A 21,768-nucleotide genomic window follows, 5' to 3' on the forward strand; every position below is an offset into this window, starting at 1 on the left:
GCTCTAGGACGCGGAAAAATCCCGTGGCGTAAAGCTGAGGTCGAGCACCTTCCATTCACCGTAGCGGTCCGCCGGTAGCATGGCATAGGGCTGGCAGGCCGAAAGTGCGCGGATCGCGCCCTGCATCAGCAAGGGTCCCTTCATGGAAGCGCTGGCCTCGATCAGGATCGGTTCGGCGGCGAGCCTGCCGTCCGGTGTCATCAACACGCGCAGCTTGACCTTGACGTCGTCGGTGCTCGACAGCGAGGCCGGCAATTTCGAGCAGGTCTTGAGGTGGTGCCGGAACTCCGCCACCAGCGTGCTCGCGATATCGGCCGCCTCGACCGCCGGCGCGTCGAAATCGTCGTCACCCTTGTTGGGGCCTTGCGCGGGAGCGGGCGGCAGCGCTGGCGAGAGGTCCGGCGGCAAGCCCAGCAGCACCTGATACTTGACCGAGACATCCGGTTCGGGCGGCTTGTAGCCCGGCGCCGCCGCTTGTGGCGGCGGCGACGCGACTGACTGCGGCTGAGCCGCGCGCGGCGCGGCGAGCGCAGCCTGCTGCTGCGGCCGCGCAGCAGGCGCCGGCTGTGCCGTTGGCGGAGGCGGACTGGCCGCTGCCGGTTTGTCCAGCAGCGAGAAATCAGGCTGCGGCGTTGGCGCCGGTTCCGGCTTGTTTTCGGCAGGCGGCTGCTCGGGAGGCGTCTGCTGCTCGGCAAGCTCTTGCGGGGTAACGATCTCCACCGGGATCTGCTCGGCGGTCACGGCGCCGAACGGATGCACCTCGGAAAACAGCAGCACCAGCGTCAGCAGCGACAGATGCGCGATCGCAGACGCCGTGATGTCAGAGGGTATGATCCGCCGCAGGTCCATCGCATCAGAACGATGTTCAATATATTCGCTGCCCGCCAGCATAGCGTCCGGCGCGGCAACTCCTCAATCCCATTTCGGTGCGAAACCGAAATCCGTAAGCCGGCCGCCGGCGCTGCCCATGGCGGAAATCTGCTGCATGTCCGCTTCCGACAGTTCGAAATCGAAGATCTCGATGTTCTCCGAGAGCCGCTCGAGCTTCGAAGTTCGCGGGATAGCCGCCACGCCCTGCTGCACCAGCCAGCGCAAGCAGATCTGCGCCGCCGTCTTGCGATAGCGGTCACCGATCCGCAGCAAGGCGCGGTCACTCTTGATGCGGCCCTTGGCGACCGGACTATAGGCCACCACGGCCATGCCGTGGCGCGCGCAGGCCTCTATCACCCTGGTCTGATCGAGATAGGGATGGTACTCGACCTGGTCGCACACCAGCGGTTCCGGACATGAAGCCACCGCCTCCTCGATCAGGGCCACGGTGAAATTGGACACGCCGATATGCCGCGCGAGGCCCTGCTGCCTGACCCGCGCCAGCGCGCCGAGCGTCTCCACCAGCGGCACCTGCGGGTTCGGCCAGTGCAGCAGCAGCAGGTCGACCTCGGTCAGGCGCAGTCGCACCAGGCTCTCCTTGGCCGAACGCTCCAGATCGTGGGGCGCGAAATGCGAGGGCCAGATCTTGGTGGTGAGGAAGACCTGATCGCGCTTCACGCCCGAGGCGCGCAGGCCCTCGCCGACCTCGCGTTCGTTGTCGTACATCTGCGCGGTGTCGATGTGGCGATAGCCGAGCCGCAGCGCCTGCTCGACCAGGCGTGCGCAGCTTCGTCCGCGCAATTCCCAGGTGCCCAGCCCGATCGCCGGAATTCTTGCGCCATTGGCTTCGACAAACAGCATTGGTTGTATCCGCGGACCGGCCCCATTATGGGCTGCGGAAACAGCCGTGCCAACAGTTAGCGTTTTTGAAGCGATATCCTGCGGCGGAGTGGGTCCGGCGTGCGGGAAGAAAACGCATCAAACCGCGAGCTAAACGGGCTCCGGTTCGGTGGCAAGCGCTGCGAAAACGGTTTCCGGCGAATGGGCGATCACGGCGAGCAGCGCCCGCGCCGGCCCTCGGGGAACACGCTTGCCCTGCTCCCAATTCCGGATGGTTTCGACGGGCACGCCGAGCCGTGCCGCGAATTCGATCTGCGTTAGCTGCGCGCGGCGGCGAAGGTCACGCACGGCCGGCAAGGTGCCGGTTTCGTCCGGCGCTGCGTCAGGCAAGGCTGAAGGCGTCGCGAACGCGGGTTCGGGCATCATCGGCGCGAGCGGAAATTCCTGCCCGTCCCGCAGTTCGACAATCCGTCCGTCCGCTTTCAGCCGCAAGCGCTGCATGTTGACCTCGTGAGCCAACATCATCGGACAAGCGCCTTAAGACCCGATTAACGATAAATGACACCTTGTTCCGAGGCGTTTTCTTCACGCGACCCGGAAATCCACTTCGCTCGAAAACGCTACTTCAGCCCGAACCACAGCGTGGCGATGCCGAGGAACGAGAAGAAGCCGACCACGTCGGTAATCGTCGTGACGAAGGTTCCCGACGCCACCGCGGGGTCTGCACGTACCCGTTCCAGCACCATCGGGATCAGGATGCCGCCGAGCGCACCGGCCACCAGGTTGCAGATGATGGCAAGCCCGATCACGACGCCGAGGCCCGGGATCTTGAACCAGGCCACCGCGGCGACACCGGTGATCACGGCAAAGGCGAGCCCATTGACGAGGCCGACCATCGCCTCGCGCATCACCACGCGCAACGCATTGTTGGAGCCGAGTTCGCGGGTCGCCAGCGCCCGCACCGCCACGGTCATGGTCTGGGTCGCCGCGTTGCCGCCCTGGCTCGCCACGATCGGCGCCAGCACCGCAAGCGCGACCATCTTCTCGAGCTGGCCCTCGAACAGGCCGAGCACGGAGGACGCCAGAAACGCGGTCGCCAGATTGACCAGCAGCCAGTTGAAGCGGGCGCGCGCGATGGTCCAGACATTGTCGGACAGTTCTTCGTCGCTGGTGACGCCGCCGAGTGCCTTCAGGTCTTCGTCGGCCTCTTCCTCGATGACGTCGACCACGTCGTCGATGGTGATGACGCCGACCAGCCGGTTGGTGGTGTCGACGACGGGAGCCGCGACCAGATTGTACTTGCCGAACATCCGCGCGACCTCTTCCTGGTCGTCCAGCACGGAGACCCGACGACGGTCTTCGTCGATCAGGTCGGCGATCGGCACCGGCCGGCGCGCCCGCAGCAGCGTGTCAAGCGAGACCGCACCCTGCCAGTGCTTTTCGGAATCCACGGCGTAGATCTCGTAGAACCGGTCCGGCAGATCGGGGGTGTCGCGCATGTAGTCGATCGCCTGCCCCACGGTCCAGTCCGGCGGCACGGCGATGAACTCGGATTGCATCCGCCGGCCGGCGGAATTTTCCGGATAAAGCAGGCTACGCTCCAGCGGCTCGCGCTCAGCCGGCGGCAGCTTTTCAAGGATCTCTTCCTGATCGGCCTCATCGAGGCCTTCGAGCAGTTCGACGGCGTCGTCGGATTCCAGTTCGCGAACGCCCTCGGCGACCGTCTCCGGTTCGAGTTCCTCGAGGATTTCCTCGCGGACGGAATCGTCGACCTCGTTCAGCGCCGAGAAGTCGAAATCGGTGCCGGTCAGTTCGACCAGCGTGACGCGGTCGTCGGGTGCGAGGGCGGCGATCAAATCACCGAGATCGGCCTCGTGAAGTTCCGCCACCACCTCGCACAACAGCGGCCGGTCGGCAGCGTGGATGGCGCGGGTGATCTCTTCGACAAACTCGTGACGCAGTTGCCCCTCTTCATCCCGCATCAGGAGATGGTCGAGCACGGAGCCCTGCGCAGGTTGCGCCTCGGCTTGGGCAACGTCGATATTCTCGGCCATGCCGCGCCTCGCCGGTTTGACAGAATGAGAGAACTCGTCTGAGCTATAGCTGCACGCATTACCCAATCGGCTGCGCCCAGCGCAATGCCAAATATGTCCAACGGCAAATGACCCTAAATTTTAGCGCGGCGCTGTGCGCGGCGGTCGCAGCATGGATGACCTTCGTTACGGCGGCGCCGGCCGCCGAATGTCCCCGCAAGGACGCGCTCGGCACCTCACGCGTTCTCGCGGTGGACGCCGTTACCTCACCGCGCGTCGGCCTCAAGAGCTTTCCACAGACGCTGCCGCTGGAGGACCACGAGGTGGTGCTGACCTTCGACGACGGGCCATGGCCGGCGACCGACCGCAAGGTACTGGCTGTTCTCGCGCAGGAATGCGTGCGCGCGACATTCTTCCTGATCGGCAAGCCTGCTTCGGAACATCCCGAGCTGGTGCGAAGAATAGCGGCGCAGGGTCACACCATCGCGCACCACACCTGGACCCACCACAATCTCAAATACATGAAGCCGGAGGCCGCCATCGGCGAGATCGACAAGGGCATCGCGGCGGTCGAAACGGCGCTGCACGGAACGGCCACCACGACCCCGAGCACGCCGTTCTTTCGCTTTCCTTTCTTTGAAATGACGCCTGCGACGCTGGACGCCTTGCAACAGCGCGGCATCGCCGTGTTCGGCGCCGACCTCTGGGCCAGCGACTGGATGCCGATGACGCCGGCACAGCAGTTGAAGCTGCTTACCGAGCGGCTGCAGATCGCTCGCAAGGGCATCATCCTGCTGCACGATCCCAAGGCGCAGACCGCCGCCATGCTGCCAGCCTTCCTGCGCTACCTCCGCGACAATCATTACCGCGTCGTCCATCTGGTCCCGGCAGGGGCCAAAACCGTGTCCGACAAAGCACATTAGATCACGATCTGTTGGGCTGACGCGGTTGTGTGGCCTGGATCACGCCCCGAAGCCAAATTAGGTGTAGAAATCAGGTGATTAAGGCGGCATTCATGGCGCCAGATGTAAGCCGTTGCGTGCTCTTGGAATGAAGCCGGGGTTCTATGGTCGGTAGCGTATTTGGAGGTCTTCGGCGGCGGTCCTGGACCGCCTCGTGCGTGGGCCTGCTGGTCTCCGTTGCCGCGCAGGCTGCGTCGGCCGCCGATTGCCCGGGCCATCCCGACGCCATCGGCACGTCGCGCACCATCGTGGTCGATCCGCGCGCCCACCCCATCGTCGGCACCATGCAATATGCCAAGACGCTGCCGCTCGAAGACCACGAGGTGGTGCTGACTTTCGACGACGGACCTCTGCCGAAATACTCTAACCAGATCCTCGACATTCTCGCCGCCCATTGCGCCAAGGCGACCTTCTTCCTGGTCGGGCGCCAGGCCAACGCCAATCCCGAAGGCGTGCGCAAGGTGCGCGACGCCGGTCACACGGTGGCCACCCATAGCCAGAACCATCCGACCGGCATGGATCGCCTGCCGCTCGACCGCTCCAGGCAGGAGATCGAACAGGGCATCGCGTCGGTGACTGCGGCGCTGGCCGACGGCACCGCGCCCGCGCCGTTCGTTCGCATTCCCGGCCTGCGCACCAACGACGGGATCGAGGCATTTGCGCGCTCCAAGGGACTTCAGGTCTGGAGCGCCGACTTTCCGGCCGACGACTGGCGCAACGTCTCCGCCAATCGCGTCTATGATCTCGCGATCAAGCGGCTGGAGGCCAAGGGAAAAGGCATCTTGCTGCTGCACGACATTCAGCCGCGCACGGTCGCGGCGCTGCCGAGGATTCTGCACGAATTGAAAGTGCGCGGCTATCGTATCGTGCATGTGGTGCCGGCGACGCCCGATCGGCCGGCGACGCCGACCGAGCCACCGCAATGGCAGTTGCATCCGCCCTCGGAGATGGTCGCGGTTTCGCGCTGGCCGAAGGTTCCGAAATTCGCTTCCAGCGGCCCTGCGGTGCTGCCGGCCCCGGTCTTGTCCGATCTCGATTGGCACACGACCGATCTTGGCGTTCGCACACCGCGGCGCGGACGCGGCGTTCCCCTGCCACCAGTGGCGCCGTGGCCGCGGCAGACGACGTTGCCACCGGCCGCCACGCTGGCCGCGCTGCCGGTTCCGGCGGCGAGCCTTTTCAAAATCCCGGAAACGGCGCGCATGACCCTGCTGGCCTCGTCCGCGCGCCGGGCGGCATCGACTGCGCTGGCGCGTGCAATGGAAGTCTCCTCCGCAAAGCTCGCCGGCAAATCTCGCCATGGCCGCGCGGCCGCGACCCAGCCGCCGGCATCCGCCGGACAGACCGCGCAGGCGCCTCAAGGTGCTGGCGGGATCGCCGCCAAGCCGGCGGCACAAGCCAAACGGAATGGACGATCGGTTCGGGTCGCCGGGTTGAAGAAGCGCTGATCGGTCGGTTCTGATCGAATGGATCAGGACCATCAGCAATCATTTGTTTTGATGCGTTTTCATGATCTCAAGCGTCTCTTGCAGCCTCCAATCGGGACAAAGGCTCAATTCGTCACGATCTTGGCGATGCAGAGCAGGATCGCGATGGCGAGGAACAGCAAGTCGATATAGGCCTTCACCTCACCGGCCTGGCGGAGCGCGCTGACGTCGGTGATGACCTGCTTGCGCGTCGACGTCGAATTCGGCCCCTCGCCCAGCGCCGCCACCAGGCGGCGAGCCTCCAGCTCCAGCCGCTCGACGCGCTGGAAGAAGTGAAACGAGCGGAGCGCCGACGCGGCATGCATGCCGGCATAGACCAGCACGAGAATCGCGACCACCACGCGGTGTTGGTACTTTTCGAGAAAATTCAGAGCCAAATAGACCAGGGCCAGGAACACGAAGTTGGAGAGGATTCGATAGGCGTAGCTCAGAAACAGCATGAAGATGCTCCGGGTGGTCTTGGCAGTGTCGAACTTCCTGGAAACGCCGAACGGCGGCGGAACCGGCGGGAATCGGCAGCCGGCCGGCGCGTCTAGCTTACGCGAACGGTGCGACAGTAGGGGCAACAACCCGCACGCCACGCCAAACGATTCGCGCGCCGTGGCATTGCGGACACGCAAACACCGATTGTCTCGGGCCAAAACTACAACGCTGTGGTGCGCCCGGACGGCGTCGGTTCACCCAAATACACAAGCCGTTGTAAACGGCTGCGGACCTGCCTGATAGACGTGCGGCCCCGTCGCAGCGCGGCCGCACGTCTATTCTGACTGTCGGCTATCGAAAAGAGAACCCGTCATTTGCGACGGGTGTGAGTCTAGGGAGGAGACTACAAACTAAGCTGATTCGCGGCGCCAGCCTGTACCGCAATTCACACACACTATTCAAAAAACAGACCTGATCGATGTTCCGGATATCTCACGGCGGCTATACTTTGCCTTCAATCATCTTGAGTTTGACGGTCTCGCAGGTCTTGCGAACGTGCTCGGTAAAGATCGCGCACTCTTCGATGCGCTTGAAGATCTTTTTGGCTTCCTCACGATACGAGGCCGCAGTGTCGCGCATGAAGGCGATGGCATTGTGCACTTCGGCGGTCATCGCCTCGCATTTCTTCGCCGCGTTGATCAGCTCTGCTCCCATGGCTTCGATTTCCCTGGCGGCTGCTTCATAGTCGCGGACCACAGCCTCGGCCGTGAGCGCGCCGACGCGCGGAACGCCCTCTTCATGCTCCACGTAGGCTGGCATCGGCCCCGACAGGGCCGGTGGGGCCGCCCTGATCTCGGGAAGACTTCCTACAACATCTTCCTCAAGCTTGGCCAAATCCAGCGGCGCAGTCCTGTGAAGTCGTTCGATAGTCGCCATAGGTCATTCTCCATCACTCGATGAACAACCCCCAACGATCAAGCATAGCGACCGATTCGTGGCGAACCTGAGTCGAAGAAAGCAACTAGAAGGCGAACGTGTGAATACAAGCCCCCTAGGGAGGCACCGGGGCGCTTCTATTCACTCGAAGCTGCACAAGCCAAAGCATTAACCATGCCGGCGCATCCGCGCTGCGCGCGGCATACGCTTAAGGCGCGTTTAACAGTTTTGAATCATTGATTGACATTCCAGCGCAACATTTTCTCAAGCCGCAAGAATTGCGGGCAGCACTCAACCTCTTTAGGGGGATCGATTGAGGACGCTTCTTATTTGCGCGCTGGCTACGACCCTGGTCGGTTGCAGCAGCCAACAATCAGCACAGCCATCATGCGCTGGCCTGAACCCGTTCGCCTGCCTGACCGCGGTGGAAGTGCCGATTGAACCTGTATCATATGACAGCGCTTCTGCCGCAGCGAAACCAGTGTCCCTCGTCGCCTGGCGCGGCGACGACGCGCCCCGATCTCACGCGCACCACGCCGTCCGTCGAACACCCAAGCCGATCAAGGTCGCGGCAAAAGCCGCAGCTACCGTTCCGATACCGATTCCTTCTCCGCTGGCGAACCAGCAGACGACCGGCAATGCCGTTGCGTCCGACGCTGCTCGCGCAAGAACCACCGATCCGCAATCAACGACCGACGTTCCGCAGACCCGGACGACGGAGGAGCAGGTGGCGGCCGCCTCCGGGGTCGCGGAGCGAATGTCGGTCCCGACGTTGGATACGTCGCTCGATGCTCTCGTGGCCGTCGTCGTGGCGGGACCCGACGTCAGGTCGGTCTCCGACCTGGCTGGCAAGACGATTGCGATCGACGATAGATATTCCGAGCAGTCGATCAGCCGCGTCAGGACCGCGATGGCGGCGGCGGGCGCGCTCGAAGTCCAACTGAGCAAAGGTCATGCCACGGCGATCAATCGGCTGGTAGCCAAGGAAGTTCCGGCCGCGGTCGTCGGGCTAGTCTCGGTCAGTGCAGCGGACGGCTTTCCCGAGCTTGCACGCCTCCGGACCTTTCGAGTCCCGCTCTCGCCTCGACCCTCGAACAAGCAACCCTAAACGGGGACCTGCAGTCGTGGCTTCATGCCCAACCAACGAAGCACAGTGCCAAAAACCCAATAAAAACAAAGCTGATTTTCTGAATGGTGGGGCCCGGGGAGACCTCGGATCCCCATGATATCCTCGGTCAGCGAGCTTTTGCTATCGCCGTCCGCTCCGGTCAGGCGCTTCCACACACGCTCGTAGAAGCCCGGCAGCGGCAGGCCGGCGCCGGAACCGTTCAGGCGGTCGAGTGCGCGGATGAAGCGACGCCATCTCAGAGACTGGTGGTGATCCCGCCATCGACATAGAGCGTATGTCCATTGACGAAGGACGACGCGTTGCCGGACAAGAACACGGCAGCTCCGACCAGTTCGTCGACGTTCCCCCAACGCCCGGCGGGTGTCCGCTTTTCGAGCCAGCTCGAGAATTCCGGATTGTCGACCAGCGCCTGATTGAGCGGGGTCTTGAAGTAACCCGGTGCGATCGCGTTGATCTGAAGGCCGTATTTGGCCCAATCGGTGCACATGCCGCGGGTCAGGTTCTTTATGGCGCCCTTTGTTGCCGTGTACGGCGCGATACCCGGTCGTGCAAGTTCGCTCTGCACCGATGCGATATTGATGATCTTGCCTCTGCCGCGCGGAATCATGTGACGGGCGACAGCCTGGCCGACATAGAACGCGCTCGAAACATTGGTGGCCAGCAACTGCTCCCACTTCTCGACGGGAAAGTCTTCGAGCGGCGAACGGAACTGCATGCCGGCATTGTTGACCAGGATATCGATCGGACCGGAATTCTTCTCGATCGCCTCGACGCCGTCTTTGGCGGCTTGCGCGTGCGTCACGTCGAAGTTGGCGACCGATACCTTGTGGCCAGCGGCCACGAGTCTCGCGGCTGCCGCCTCGAGCTTGGCTGCGTCACGGCCGTTGAGGACAATTTCGGCGCCATGTTCGGCAAGGCCTTGCGCGAGCGCGAACCCGATACCTTGCGACGAGCCGGTGACGAGCGCCCTCTTGCCCGTTAGTTCGAACAGTTCAAAAGCCATGTAACGATCCCTCGCTGCCGACGCCGTCGGGCTTAGCGCCCGAGCGACCCCCTGATACCGTCCAATCCGAGGTCCCGGAAGGGTTTGAATAAATGTAGAAGAACTGCACGCCCTTTTCGAGGGCGGGATCGGGTACAATCTGCCGCAAGAAGCGCTGAAAGCCTTTGTGGAAGTGATTATCGCCGTAGCCGCGGAGGCCTGATCGACGGCAGGGCGTTGGAGAGAAACGTGATGGGACGCTTGCTTTCGATCAATGTTGGCTTACCGCGCGACGTCACCTGGCAAGACAGGACGGTCCATACCGGCATATGGAAGACGCCGGTTGAAGGCCCGCGCATGGTGCGCCGTCTCAACATAGACGGCGACGGACAAGGAGACTTGGCGGGCCATGGCGGCGAACACCGGGCCGTATTGGTCTATCAGCACGATTCCTATCGATATTGGCAGAACCAATTGGGTCGAACCGACTTCGCTTACGGACAGTTCGGCGAGAACTTCACCGTCGATGGCTTGTCGGACGCAGAGGTGTGCATCGGAGACCGGTACCGGGTCGGCGGCGCCTTGTTCGAGGTGACGCAGCCACGCGTCACCTGTTACCGGGCGGGTATCCGCATGAACGAGCCGGAAATGGCCGCGCTGCTGGTCAAGCACGGCAGACCCGGCTTCTATTTCCGTGTGCTCGAGGAAGGGGAAGTAGAGGCCGGCGACGAGATCACGCGCGTCGCCTCCGGACCCGAACGCATGAGCGTGGTCGAGATCGATGCGTTGCTCTACAAGCCCGGCCACCTCCGCGATCAACTGGAGCGCGCGCTGCGCATCCCGGCGCTGAGCGCCGGCTGGCGTAGCTCCTTTGAGGCGCTGCTGAAGCAGGAGCGCAAGGATGGTACGACAACAGGAAACGCCGGGCTCACCACAGCGTCCGGCCCGCCACCGGCGTGGCGTGGCTTCCGTCCGCTTCGCGTATCGCGCAAGGTGCGCGAGAGCAGCAACGTGATTTCGCTGGTGCTCGAGCCCGCGGACGGGCAGCCCGTCGCCGCGGCCCTCCCCGGACAGTTTGTCGTGTTGCGGGTCGGACCCGACTCCGCGCCTGCGCTGATGCGCAGCTACTCACTGTCGGGAGAGCCCGGCGCCGCGTACTATCGTGTGAGCGTCAAGCGGGAAGCCCATGGTGCGGTCAGCACCTACGTTGACGACGAACTGCAGGTTGGCGACATCGTGCACACAAGCGCGGCACGAGGCAGCTTCACATTGCGACCGGGCGACACACCGGCTGTTTTGTTGAGTGCCGGAATCGGAGTGACGCCGGTGCTCGCGATGCTTCACGCGCTGGCAGCCGAAGCATCGACGAGGGAAATCTGGTGGCTATACGGGACTCGTAGCAGCCGCGAACATCCTTTTGCTGCGGAAACGCGTGGGCTGCTCGCAGCGCTTCCCCACCGCCACAGCCATATTTGCTACAGCTCGCCCGATCCCAAGGATCGGCCCAATGTTGATTTCGACAGTGTTGGTCACCTGGATATGCGAGTACTCCAGAAGCTTAATCTGCCACGCAATGATGATTTCTATATCTGTGGACCTTCGAGCTTCATGAGCGATCTGACTGCCGGTCTTGCAGCCTCGGGCGTTGCTCCAGATCGCATTCACACCGAGATATTCGGAGCCGGTCCGTCGATTACGCCCGGCGTTGCTGCCGGGCCGCGCAGGCCGCCACATTTACCGGAGGGGCTTCCCGGCTCAGGCGCGCTGGTTTCATTCGCCCGTAGCGGTCTCAGTGTCCGCTGGGTGCCGACGTTCCACAGCTTGCTTGAACTGGCCGAAGCTTGCGACGTGCCCGTGCGATGGTCGTGTCGAACGGGGGTTTGCCACGCCTGTGAGACCGCACTCGTGGCAGGGACGATCGGCTACCGGCCGGACCCGGTCGATGCACCGGCGGACGGCAATGTACTGATCTGCTGCTCACAGCCAGAGGGCGACGTCGTTGTTGATTTGTGAGGGCGTATGAGGGCCGGAGGATTTTCGTTGATCTCCCGGTACACATATCGTGCACACGTTGCCTGCCATGATATCAGGTGGCAAACGCCGCCAGCTCCGGCTCGATATGCGGCACAGCCTCGACCAACTCACGCGTGTAAGCAGTTTTCGGATTGTCGAACATCGCCCGGCTCTCGCCCTGTTCGACGATGCGGCCGTTTTGCAGAACGATGGTTCGATCGCACATCATGCGAACGACGTTGAGGTCGTGGCTGACAAAAAGGAAGGCCAGGTCATCCTCGCGCCGCAACCGGTCGAGTAGTTGCAGCACCACCGCCTGCACCGAGACGTCGAGCGCCGCCGTCGGCTCGTCCAGCACCAGGAGGCGCGGCCGGCAGGCAATGGCGCGGGCGATGCCGACACGAGCCTTCTGGCCGCCTGAAAGCTGATGCGGGAAGCGCGTCAGGAGCTCGATCCCCAGTCCAACGCGCTGCGCGCACTCCTCCACCCGCTGCCGCAATGCATCGCCCGGACGCATGCCGCCAAGCCGCAACAGCGGATGGGCGATGCAGTCGAAGGCGGTGAAGCGCGGATTGAGGCTGTCGTTCGGATCCTGAAAGACGATCTGGATATCCTTGCGAAACGGCGACCGGTGAAAATCACGAGCCGGGATATGGCCGATCGACTGTCCCTCGAATGCGATCTCCCCGTCGCTCGGATCGATCAAGCGGCAGATGATGCGCGACGTCGTGCTCTTGCCGGACCCGGATTCGCCGACCAGACCGACACTTTCGCCGGCGCTGATCGTCAATGAAAAGTCTGCCACCGCCGCGGCGCCCTCATCGAACCGCTTGGCGAGTTTTTGCACTTCCAGCAGCGGCGGTGTACCCGGCGCCGGCTGCGGCCGGGGCGGGGCGGGCACCGCAATTTGCCGCCCCCTCTCCTCTTCCGGCACCAGATCCGCGATCCGCGAGCTCGCGGTGGGCGAAGCCGCCACCAGACGTTTGGTGTAAGGGTGCTGTGGCGTGCGGAAGAGAGTCTTCGGTTTCGCCTCCTCGACCAGCCGGCCCTGCTCCATCACCACGACACGGCGACAGTAGCGCGCGGCGAGACCGAGATCATGGGTGATCAGGATGGTCGCCATGCCGCGCTCGGCCGCGATCCCGGTCAGAAGGTCCATCACCACCTTTTGCGTCGTGACGTCGAGGCCGGTGGTCGGCTCGTCCGCGATCAAGAGCGCCGGGTTGCAGGAAATCGCCATGGCGATCATCACGCGCTGGCACATGCCGCCGGAGAGTTCGTGCGGGTAAGCAGCCATCCGCTTTTCGGGATCGCGGATTTGCACGGCGCGCAGCAGCTCCAGCGCCTGCACGCGCGCTTCATCGCGGGGCATTCGCTTATGCGCGGTAATAGCGTCGGCGATCTGGTCCCCGACCGCACGGATCGGATTGAGCGCTGCACGCGGGTTCTGGAAGATCATCGCCATCGCCGCGCCGTGCAGATGGCGGAAATCGCCCGCTGATATCCTCGTGATGTCCTGACCGCGAAACCGGATATGGCCAGCCGTGATCCGCCCGGCCGCATCGAGCAGCCGCGTGATCGCAAACCCGGTGACGGACTTGCCCGAGCCGCTCTCGCCGACAAGGCCGAGCATCTCGCCCTCGCCGAGCGACAGCGTGACACCACGCACCGCCTCGACGAGGCCGCGCCGCGTCGAGAAGGTGACGTGCAGGTCGCTTAATGCCAGCAGCGATTTGGTCATGTTCGCATGCGGGGGTCGAGAATGTCGCGCGCGCCGTCGCCGAGCAGGTTGAAGCACAGCACCGTCAGCATCAACGCCAGGCCTGGAAAGGCGACCAGCCACCATTTACCGGTGGAAATGAAGCGCGCGCCCTCCGCAACCATGATCCCCCATTCCGGCGTCGGCGGCTTGACACCGAGGCCGATAAAGGAAAGTCCGGCGGCATTGAGGATCGCCCAGCCGAGATTGAGTGAGATTTGCACCGCCATGGCCGGCAGCACGTTCGGCAGCAGGAAGCGCAGCACGACCGAGAGGTGGCTGTCGCCGCAGGCGCGCGCCGCTTCGACCCAGCCGACATTGCGACGGACATTCACCTCAGCCCGCGCAAAGCGGATGTAGAACGGCAGATTGATGATGGCGGTCGCGATGACGATGTTCTCGACCCGGTTGCCCAGCGCTGCGACCATCGCCATTGCCAGCACGAAAAGCGGAAAGGCCATCACGACGTCGACGAAGCGGCCGACGCCGCGATCGAGCCGGCCACCGGTGTAGCCGCAGATCGCGCCGATCACGGCGCCGATGGCAAAGGAGATTCCCACCGCCGAGATCGCGATGGCGAGATCGAGCCGCGCCGCGACGATAAGGCGGCTGAACACGTCGCGGCCAAGCTGATCAGTGCCGGCGATGTGCGCCGCGCTCGGCGGCATCAGGGCCTGCGACACGTTCGAGACGATTGGATCATAGGGCACGATCCAGGGCCCGAAAATCGCGATCAACGCGAGCAGGAAGACGCCGGCAGCGGCGACGGCTGTGAGCGGGTTGCCGCGCAGAATCCAGCCGGCATGGCGAAGCGTCGCTGTGGTCATCCGATTGTCACTCGAGGATCGGCGATGCCATAAAGGATATCCACCAGCAGATTGACGATCACAAACACGGTGGCCATCAGCAGCACAAAACCCTGCACCGGCGCATAATCCGAAGAGAGCAACGCATCAAGTGCGTAGGAGGCCACGCCCGGCCAGGAGAATACTTTCTCCACCAAGACGTTGGCGCCGAGCATGGTCGAGAACACGATGCCTGCGATAGTGATGACCGGCAGGATGGCATTCCTTAGCGCATAAGTGACGACGACCCGCCACCAGGGAAGTCCGACCGAACGCGCGGTGCGCACGAAATCGCTGCCAAGCGAGACCAGCATCGAAGCCCGCGTGATGCGCGCCAGCGGCGCCACCACGAACAGCGCCATGCTCAGTGCCGGCAGGATCAGTTGCCTGAAGGCAGCCCACCATCCGTCGAAATCGCCGGCGAGCAGGAAGTCGATCAACAGGAAGCCGGTCTGTCGTGGCGGCAGCGATGCAAAGATATCGACCCGGCCGGTTGGATCTGGCGCGAGCCCGAGCAGGTAGTAGAAGACATAGATCAACAGCAGGCCTGACACGAACGTCGGCACGCAGACCCCGAGCGCGCAGAAGAACCGCACGCCGTGGTCGATGATGGAGCCCGGCCGCAGCGCCGCCAGCACGCCGAGCGGTACCGCCGTCACCAGCGCGATCAGCAAGGCCGTGAAGGTAAGCTCCAGCGAGGCCGGCAGCCGTTCGCGCAGATCTTTCGTGACCATCTGCCCGGTCATCATCGATCGGCCGAGATTGCCGCTGCCGACATCATAGAGATACAGCATCAATTGTTCCGGCACCGGCTTGTCGAGGCCCATCTGCTTGCGGATGACCTCAATCTCCTCCTTGCCGGCATTCGGACCGGAGGCGAAGAACACCGCCGGATCGCCCGGCAGCACCCGCATCAGGAGGAAGGTGAAGACGAGCACGCCAAAGAGCGCCGGCAGCGAGGACAGGAAGCGTCTGCCCGCCCGTATCACCGTTGCTCCAAGGGCCGCCATCCGACCTCCCGGTTACTTGCGATTGAGATCGCGATAGTCGACCTGGCGGTGGAACTGGTAGGTGTAGCCCTCGACCGAGGATGCCATCACGGCGTCCTGGCTGGGCTGCCAGAGTGGTATCTGCGGTAGCTCGCTGAAATGGATGGCGTTGAGCTTCAGGCCGTCTTCCTCATACTTGGCCGCATCGGGCTCAAAACGTGCCTTCTGCGCGATCTCCACCAATTCCGGATTGTTGATCGATGAGTAGTTCCAGCGCTGATTGCCGGTGTAGAAGTTGCGGTAGAAGTAATCGGTCGACGGCAGCCAGGCGACGATTCCCTCGGTGAAGAACGGAAGCTTCTTCTCATTGATCTGCGTCGACATCTGCGCGTCCGGCAGCTTCTGGATATCGACCTTGATGCCGATCTTGGCCAGCGATTCCTTGACCAGCGCGGCCATCGGTTCGGCGGTCGAGGCCTGGCCGACATTGAAGCTGAAGGTGGTCGAGAAGCCGTCGGGCATGCCCGCCGCCTTCAGATATTCCTTGGCCTTTTCGAGGTCGAGCTTCACCGGTTGCGCGATTGGATAGGCGCCGCTCGTTGGTTTGCCATCCGTCCATGTTGCGCCGAACAGCGGCGATCCGCGGCCAAAGAGCGCCGCCTTGAACATGTCGTCGTAGGGCAACGCAAAGGCGACCGCGCGCCGCACATTGACGTTGTCGAAGGGTGGGATCTGGTTGTTCATCGAAATGAAGGTGACGGCGTTGTATTGCGGCGTCGAGATCACCTTCAGCTTGCCCTTTGCCTCGAGCGACTGGACGTCACTCGCCTGCAGATCGATGACGAGATCAGCGTCACCGCGTTCGACCAGATTGGCGCGCGTCGCGGGCTCCGGGACCGACTGCACGATGACTCGCTTGAAGAACGCCGACTTGTCGGCTGTACCGCGATCCCACGCCGTGTTGCGCGCCATGATCACCTGTTCACCCGGCTTGAAGGTCTCGATCTTGTAAGCGCCGCTGCCGGCTGTGTTCTCCTTCAACCAAGCGAGCGCCCAGGGATCGTCTGCCGTCGTATGTTCCTTGGCGACCTTGGAGTTGAAGATGATGGGATAGACGGTGGCGAGATTGGGCAAGGCAAGCTTGTCCGGCTTCGGCAGCGTCACCTCGATGGTCAGGGGATCGATCACCTTGAACTGATCAGCCGATGTCATCGATCCCGTGAGGAGCTGTGCCTTGCCGAGGACCGGCGCCGTGACGACCCGGTCAAGCGACCATTTGACGTCTTCCGCCGTGACCGGCGAGCCGTCCTGGAACTTGGCGTCCTTGCGCAGGCGAAATGTCATCTTCAACCCGTCCGGGCTGACTTCGTAGGACTCCGCCAACTCCCCCGTGATCTTGCCGAGATCAAACACCCATTTGCCGTTGAGTTGTTTGCGGCCGAAGGAAACCAGCCGGTCGTAGGTGCTCAGGCTCACCGCGAAGGCTTCGCGGGTCGACCCGGGAATGTTCGGATCAAGCGTATTGACCGATGCGCCGGTCACATAGCGCAACGTTTCGGCGCGCGTTTGCGCCTGCACCGATCCGGCGGCCAATGAAACCGCGATAAAGGCAACCACCGAAAGCAGACGCCTGGACCCTGTAACGCTCATCGGACTTATTCCCTGTTTTTGCCAAGTTTTTATTTTCTGAATGAGAACATCAACTTAAAGCAAAGGATATGCCAACCGGACCCACCGGAGGCACAAGCATAGTAGATATGAGCCAAGCTTCCCAACGGCATCGAAAACCGTTCATCGTTCCTCGCCCGTGGCCTTTATTTTCCGCTCGACGACGGCCTGAGGCACGTCATACGCCTTGAACGAAGCCCAGTGCCGTTCGATGTCCGCGCGAAACAGGCCGCGTGTCAACCCGTGCACCAGTTTCGGCACGGCCGTGGTCATCGCATTGATCGACGAGCCCGAAGCACCGAAGCTCATGGTGGAGGCGATCGCGAAGATATGGATATCCGCAATCCAGGGTGTTGCTCCGGTGCTGCGCTCAATCAGGGCGTAGTCGTCAGCGAGATAGGGAAAGCGCCCAAGCCGCGGGCTGCATTCGTCCGGCGGCGGCTGATAGCGGTCGGCCCAGGTTGCGATGTTGGCGGCGCAATTTCGTAATTCGAGGCGGCCAGCAAAATTCATGTCAATCCCTGTGCCGCAAATCACGAAGTCGGCTGCGAATACGCCACGCGGCGTCTGCAATTCGACACCACAACCCGTTTCCCTGGCAGCGTCGATCGGCGCGCCCTCCTGCAGGCGAAAATTGGGATGACGGGCGCAGCGATCGTAGGTCGCCTGCGGAAAGCCTTCCCGCATCTCCAGGATGGCGCGCATGAAGCGCCAGCGCCAGGCATCGTCCAGATCGCAAAAATGCCGAAGGAAGCCGCGGAAGGTGAGCCAGCGGTAGGGCTGGATCACCTGGATCTCCGCCCTGCGGCAAAACAGCTGCACCTCAGCCGCGCCTGCCTCTAATGCTGTTGCAGCATTGTCGAAGGCCGAAGCGCCGGCACCGATCACTGCAACCCGTTTGCCGCGCAAGCGGTCGAAGTCGATCTGCTGCGCCGCGTGCACGCACACTGAAGGCGGCAGATGGCGCAGCGGCTCAGGAATGGTCCAGTCACCCGTGCCTTCCTGCCCCGTCGCCAGCACGATCTTGCGTGCAAAGACAGTGTCGACGCCATCAGCGGTCTGCACCCTGGCCGCGAGTAATCCACCCGCCCCAGGCGAGATATCGACGACCTCGCAACCATTGCGCACCGGCAGATCCACGACGCGCCTGAACCAGAGCAGATATTCCGCCCAAAGCTCGCGCGAAATCAGGTCGAGACTCCCCCAATCCCGCTCGCCGAAGCGCGCCTCATGCCAGGACTGGTAGGTCAGGCTCGGGATATCAAGATCGGGCCCGGTGAAATGCTTCGGACTGCGCAGCGTGTGCATGCGGGCATAGGTGAGCCAGGGTCCCTCCTGCCCCTCCCCGGATTTGTCGAGCACGAGGATATTGCTCACTTGCGAGCGTATCAGCCCGAACGCCGTCGCGAGTCCCGATTGGCCGGCGCCTACCACGAGCACGTCCAGCGCTGGTCTGGCGTCCGGCCCGAGTTTTGGCGTAAGCCACGCGGCGTCCGGATGCGCGGTTTTGGCAAGGTCGGCGCGAACCTGGGCTTCGAGAGCGGTAAGGGCACTGTTCATGCCACGAGCCAACCGCCATCGACCACCATCACGGTGCCGGTCGTAAAGGATGACGCATCGCTGGCAAGATGGAGCGCGGCCTCGGCCACGTCCTCGGCTTTGCCAAACCGTTTCATGGCATGGCGGTTGCGGGATGCTTCGCGCACCGGCTTGGGATCGGCGTGACGGGCAAAACTGCGCCGCAGCATCGGTGTGTCGATGGCGCCCGGCGCGATCGCATTGACGCGGATGCCATCCATGGCGAAGTCGAGCGCCATTGTCCGGGTCAGGCTGATGATCGCCCCCTTCGCGGCGATGTAGGCGCTGTTGCCCTTGCCGCCGGCGATTGCAAGCTGCGATGCCAGCGTGATGATCGAGCCGCCGCCCTGCCGCTGCATCTCCGGCACCGACGCGCGCGACCAAAGCCAGGTGCCGCCGACATTGGTGCGGAACACCGCGTCCCAATCGGCGGCATCAGTGGTCAGTACCGTGCCTCCGCAGGAAAAGCCTGCAGCAGCCATCAGCACGTCGAGACGGCCGCGACGCGCCATGACATCGCTCACGGTATCTTTCGCGAAATCGGCCTCGCTGACATCGCCGACATGGAGCGAGGCTTCACCTTTGTCGCCCTCGATCGCCGCCAGCGTCACTTGCAAGCCCGCGCTATCGCGATCGACCAGCGCAACAAAGGCTCCCTCTTTCGCGAAAAGCACCGCGCTGGCCTGGCCGATGCCGGAGCCGGCGCCGGTCACGATCGCGGTCCGCCCTGCCAGTCTCATGTCAGGTTCCCCCTCGATGCTCGATCCACCAACGGCTCAGATCGGCAGCCGAGTCCGTGCAGCCGAACCGCGCGCGCCAGCCGAACTCCTCTGCCATGCGCGCGACCGACAGCGGTGCCCGGTCGGCTGGACCATGCAGATCAACCGTTGCCACCTCACCGGCATCAGCCAGCCGACAAGCAAAGCCCGGGTGCAACGCGGCAAGCTCCTGGCCCCATTGCAGTGCCGACCATTCCACGCCGGTTGAAATGTTATAGAGCTGTTGCTGTGGCCTCGCGGCCTCGATCAGCAATGTCACGGCTTCCGCGACATCCACGGCATAGATCCAGTCCCTGACGCCCGGGCGCGACAGAACGGCCTCATACCCCTCTTGCATCGCGGCGAGAATCTGCGCTTGCGGGCTCAGCGTGTCGCGCACGCCGTTGCTCCGCTCCCAGGGCCCGAACACGGCGCTCAGCCGCACGCTGATGATCTCGCATTGCCAGAGACCGGCCAGGCGCGCCGCGACCTTCTCGGATGCGAATTTGGTGATGGCATAGAGTGAAGCCGGATCGCAGGGCGTTTCTTCATCGAGCAGCACGTTCCTGAATGCGCTGGCGCCGTAGGCTGCCGCGGACGACAGATTGATGATGCGTTTAACGCCAAAGCGCTGTGCTGCGATCAGGATCGGCACCTGAGCCAACAGATTTACCCGCAAAATGGTCTCGGGGTCGCTCGCCTCACGCGCCGGTCCGGCGGTGATCGCGGCGCCCAGAATGATGGCGTCATAACCAGCGGCGATCAGCCCCTCCACAGCCTGGCTATCCGTGACATCGCCCTGAATGGCCGTCAGCCGATCGCCGTGAAGGGCAAACTCCTTCCTCGCGTCCGGCGGCAGGCCCGCACGGTCGAACAATGTCACCGCATGACCGCGCGACAGCAGTGTCGCGGCGATATTGAGCCCGACAAAACCGGTGCCGCCGAAGACAAGAATTCTCATCGCTCAACCCGAACGCGTCGCAGCGTACGGTTCACAGCAGCCTCGCACCGAAATTCTGCTCAGGGTCCATATCGGATACCAACCGACCGGTCGGTTTCGCCGCCTCGCCCCCCGTGCGTGCGAGGAAACGTCCCGAGCCTGCCTCGACCGAACGCTTGCCGTCCGCCACGATGACGCGCCCGCGCGATAGGACCGTGACAGGCCAGCCGCGCAGCTTGCGGTCGGCGAAGGGCGTATAGCCCGTCAGATCATGCATCATCGCATCGCTCAGCGTGACCTCTCGCGCCGGGTCCCAGATCGCGATGTCAGCATCGGCGCCGACCGCGATCGAACCCTTGCGCGGATGCAGATTGTAGATCTTTGCCGGCGCGGTCGCGGTCAGTTCGACGAATTTTTCGAGGCCCAATCGGCCCTTCGACACCATGGCGTCGAACAGCAACGGCAAGCGGACCTCGAGGCCAGGCAAACCATTCGCCACTTGCTTGAAATTGGGATTGGGGCCGGCGCGCAGTTTGCCGGTCTCATCGAACCGGTACGGCGCGTGATCGGATGAAACGGTCTGGAGGTCGCCGAGCGCAAGCGCCTGCCACAGCGCCTCCTGGTCGGCGGCGCGGCGCGGCGGCGGGCTGCACATCCACTTGGCGCCTTCCACGCCGGGCTTGTCGAGATCGTCGGCGGTGAGAAAGAGGTATTGCGGGCAGGTCTCCGCGAACACCTTCAGCCCCTGCCCGCGCGCATCGCGGATCACCTTGGCGCCTTCCGCCGTCGACACATGAAAGATCATGATCGGCTGGTCGATCAGTGCGGCCATGCCGATCAGCCGGTTGAAGGCTTCCGCTTCCGAGACGCGGGCATGGCTGATGGCGTGGTATTTCGGGTCGGTATAACCGCGCGCCAGAAGCCGCTTCACCATCCAGGAGATAATCCCGTGGTTCTCAGCGTGGGCGCAGAGCATCGCGCCGCCGTCGCGCGCCGCAAGCAGAATGTCGAGCAGCGGTTCGTCGTCGATTTTCAGGCGATCATAGGTCATGAAGATCTTGATCGAGCCGTGGCCCTGCTTGATCAGCGCGGGCAGATCTTTCTCCAATACCTCCTTGGTCGGATCGGCGATGATCATGTGGAAGGCATAATCGATCACGGCGCCCTTTTTCGCGAGCGCATGATACTCCTCCAGCACCTGCGGCAGCTTCATGCCGACGTGCTGGGCCGCGAACGGGATCACGGTGGTGGTGCCGCCGAAGGCTGCCGAGACGGTTGCGCTCTCGAACGTATCGGCGTTCACGATGCCCGCGGCCGAGAGCTGCTCGATGTGGGCGTGGCTATCGACACCGCCGGGCAGCACCAACTTGCCCCGCGCGTCGATCTCCCGCCGCGCGCCCGGCAGCCCGCGGCCAACAGCTGCGATCGTCTCGCCGGAAATAGCGACATCGGCCTCGAATACGTCGCTTACAGTCGCGACGCGTCCGCCGCGGATGAGAAGGTCGTAGGCGGGCTCGGTCATGACAAACTCCCAAGTATCAAGTCTTGAATCCTAA

General features: G+C 63.4%; 19 protein-coding genes. 4 read left to right on the plus strand and 15 right to left on the minus strand.

The annotated features are described in order from the left end of the window. Positions 1-3: 3 nt before the first annotated feature. The 4 genes from V1283_RS20420 to mgtE form a co-directional block, all read right to left on the minus strand. A complete protein-coding gene (locus V1283_RS20420; RefSeq protein WP_334388230.1) occupies positions 4-891 on the minus strand; it encodes a hypothetical protein in 888 nt (295 codons plus the stop codon). A gap of 21 nt (positions 892-912) precedes the next feature. Further along, complete coding sequence (locus V1283_RS20425; RefSeq protein ID WP_334388231.1) at positions 913-1,731, minus strand: aldo/keto reductase; 819 nt, start codon at positions 1,729-1,731, stop codon at positions 913-915. A gap of 129 nt (positions 1,732-1,860) precedes the next feature. Further along, positions 1,861-2,211 (minus strand): helix-turn-helix domain-containing protein, encoded by a 351-nt coding sequence (locus V1283_RS20430; protein ID WP_334393113.1) that lies wholly within the window; start codon positions 2,209-2,211, stop codon positions 1,861-1,863. A 119-nt stretch (positions 2,212-2,330) separates the two neighbouring features. Then, a complete protein-coding gene (mgtE, locus tag V1283_RS20435) occupies positions 2,331-3,764 on the minus strand; it encodes a magnesium transporter (protein ID WP_334388232.1) in 1,434 nt (477 codons plus the stop codon). 155 nt (positions 3,765-3,919) lie between these two features. Here mgtE and V1283_RS20440 point away from each other — a divergent pair, with 155 nt between their 5' ends. Continuing rightward, the gene (locus V1283_RS20440; RefSeq protein ID WP_334393114.1) at positions 3,920-4,666 is read left to right on the plus strand and encodes a polysaccharide deacetylase family protein; all 747 of its coding nucleotides are present in this window, start codon (positions 3,920-3,922) and stop codon (positions 4,664-4,666) included. A gap of 197 nt (positions 4,667-4,863) precedes the next feature. Further along, positions 4,864-6,153, plus strand: a complete 1,290-nt coding sequence (locus V1283_RS20445; RefSeq protein WP_442895765.1) for a polysaccharide deacetylase family protein — start codon at positions 4,864-4,866, stop codon at positions 6,151-6,153. A gap of 104 nt (positions 6,154-6,257) precedes the next feature. Here V1283_RS20445 and V1283_RS20450 read toward each other — a convergent pair whose 3' ends face one another. Then, on the minus strand, positions 6,258-6,632 hold the full coding sequence (locus tag V1283_RS20450) for a hypothetical protein (protein ID WP_334388234.1): 375 nt from the start codon (positions 6,630-6,632) through the stop codon (positions 6,258-6,260). Between the two features lie 484 nt (positions 6,633-7,116). Next, positions 7,117-7,551, minus strand: coding sequence for a hypothetical protein (locus tag V1283_RS20455; protein ID WP_334388235.1), 435 nt, complete (start codon positions 7,549-7,551; stop codon positions 7,117-7,119). A gap of 481 nt (positions 7,552-8,032) precedes the next feature. On the opposite strand from V1283_RS20455, the gene V1283_RS20460 reads away from it, so the two are divergent. After that, on the plus strand, positions 8,033-8,659 hold the full coding sequence (locus V1283_RS20460) for a hypothetical protein (RefSeq protein ID WP_334388236.1): 627 nt from the start codon (positions 8,033-8,035) through the stop codon (positions 8,657-8,659). Positions 8,660-8,915: 256 nt separating this feature from the next. On the opposite strand, the gene V1283_RS20465 is transcribed toward V1283_RS20460, so the two are convergent. Beyond that, entirely contained in the window at positions 8,916-9,683 is a 768-nt protein-coding gene (locus tag V1283_RS20465; protein ID WP_334388237.1) for an SDR family oxidoreductase, read from the minus strand. Between the two features lie 231 nt (positions 9,684-9,914). Here V1283_RS20465 and V1283_RS20470 point away from each other — a divergent pair, with 231 nt between their 5' ends. Continuing rightward, positions 9,915-11,675 (plus strand): MOSC and FAD-binding oxidoreductase domain-containing protein, encoded by a 1,761-nt coding sequence (locus V1283_RS20470; RefSeq protein ID WP_334388238.1) that lies wholly within the window; start codon positions 9,915-9,917, stop codon positions 11,673-11,675. A 73-nt stretch (positions 11,676-11,748) separates the two neighbouring features. Here V1283_RS20470 and nikE read toward each other — a convergent pair whose 3' ends face one another. The 8 genes from nikE to hydA form a co-directional block, all read right to left on the minus strand. Beyond that, the gene (nikE, locus tag V1283_RS20475) at positions 11,749-13,416 is read right to left on the minus strand and encodes an ABC transporter ATP-binding protein (RefSeq protein ID WP_334388239.1); all 1,668 of its coding nucleotides are present in this window, start codon (positions 13,414-13,416) and stop codon (positions 11,749-11,751) included. Continuing rightward, positions 13,413-14,261, minus strand: a complete 849-nt coding sequence (locus V1283_RS20480; protein ID WP_334388240.1) for an ABC transporter permease — start codon at positions 14,259-14,261, stop codon at positions 13,413-13,415. The genes nikE and V1283_RS20480 overlap by 4 nt, the downstream gene beginning before the upstream one ends. Next, positions 14,258-15,289: an ABC transporter permease gene (locus V1283_RS20485; RefSeq protein ID WP_334388241.1), complete on the minus strand. Its 1,032-nt coding sequence runs from the start codon at positions 15,287-15,289 to the stop codon at positions 14,258-14,260. Before V1283_RS20485 ends, V1283_RS20480 begins: the two co-directional genes overlap by 4 nt. A gap of 12 nt (positions 15,290-15,301) precedes the next feature. Further along, complete coding sequence (locus V1283_RS20490) at positions 15,302-16,918, minus strand: ABC transporter substrate-binding protein (protein WP_334388242.1); 1,617 nt, start codon at positions 16,916-16,918, stop codon at positions 15,302-15,304. Positions 16,919-17,059: 141 nt separating this feature from the next. Beyond that, positions 17,060-18,496, minus strand: coding sequence for an NAD(P)/FAD-dependent oxidoreductase (locus V1283_RS20495; RefSeq protein WP_334388243.1), 1,437 nt, complete (start codon positions 18,494-18,496; stop codon positions 17,060-17,062). Further along, on the minus strand, positions 18,493-19,254 hold the full coding sequence (locus V1283_RS20500; protein ID WP_334388244.1) for an SDR family oxidoreductase: 762 nt from the start codon (positions 19,252-19,254) through the stop codon (positions 18,493-18,495). The genes V1283_RS20495 and V1283_RS20500 overlap by 4 nt, the downstream gene beginning before the upstream one ends. A 1-nt stretch (position 19,255) precedes the next feature. After that, a complete protein-coding gene (locus tag V1283_RS20505; protein ID WP_334388245.1) occupies positions 19,256-20,233 on the minus strand; it encodes an NAD-dependent epimerase/dehydratase family protein in 978 nt (325 codons plus the stop codon). 31 nt (positions 20,234-20,264) lie between these two features. Then, the gene (gene hydA / locus V1283_RS20510) at positions 20,265-21,734 is read right to left on the minus strand and encodes a dihydropyrimidinase (RefSeq protein ID WP_334388246.1); all 1,470 of its coding nucleotides are present in this window, start codon (positions 21,732-21,734) and stop codon (positions 20,265-20,267) included. Between the last annotated feature and the right edge of the window lie 34 nt (positions 21,735-21,768).

Origin of the sequence: Bradyrhizobium sp. AZCC 2262 (assembly GCF_036924535.1) — a bacterium.
Lineage (GTDB): Bacteria > Pseudomonadota > Alphaproteobacteria > Rhizobiales > Xanthobacteraceae > Bradyrhizobium.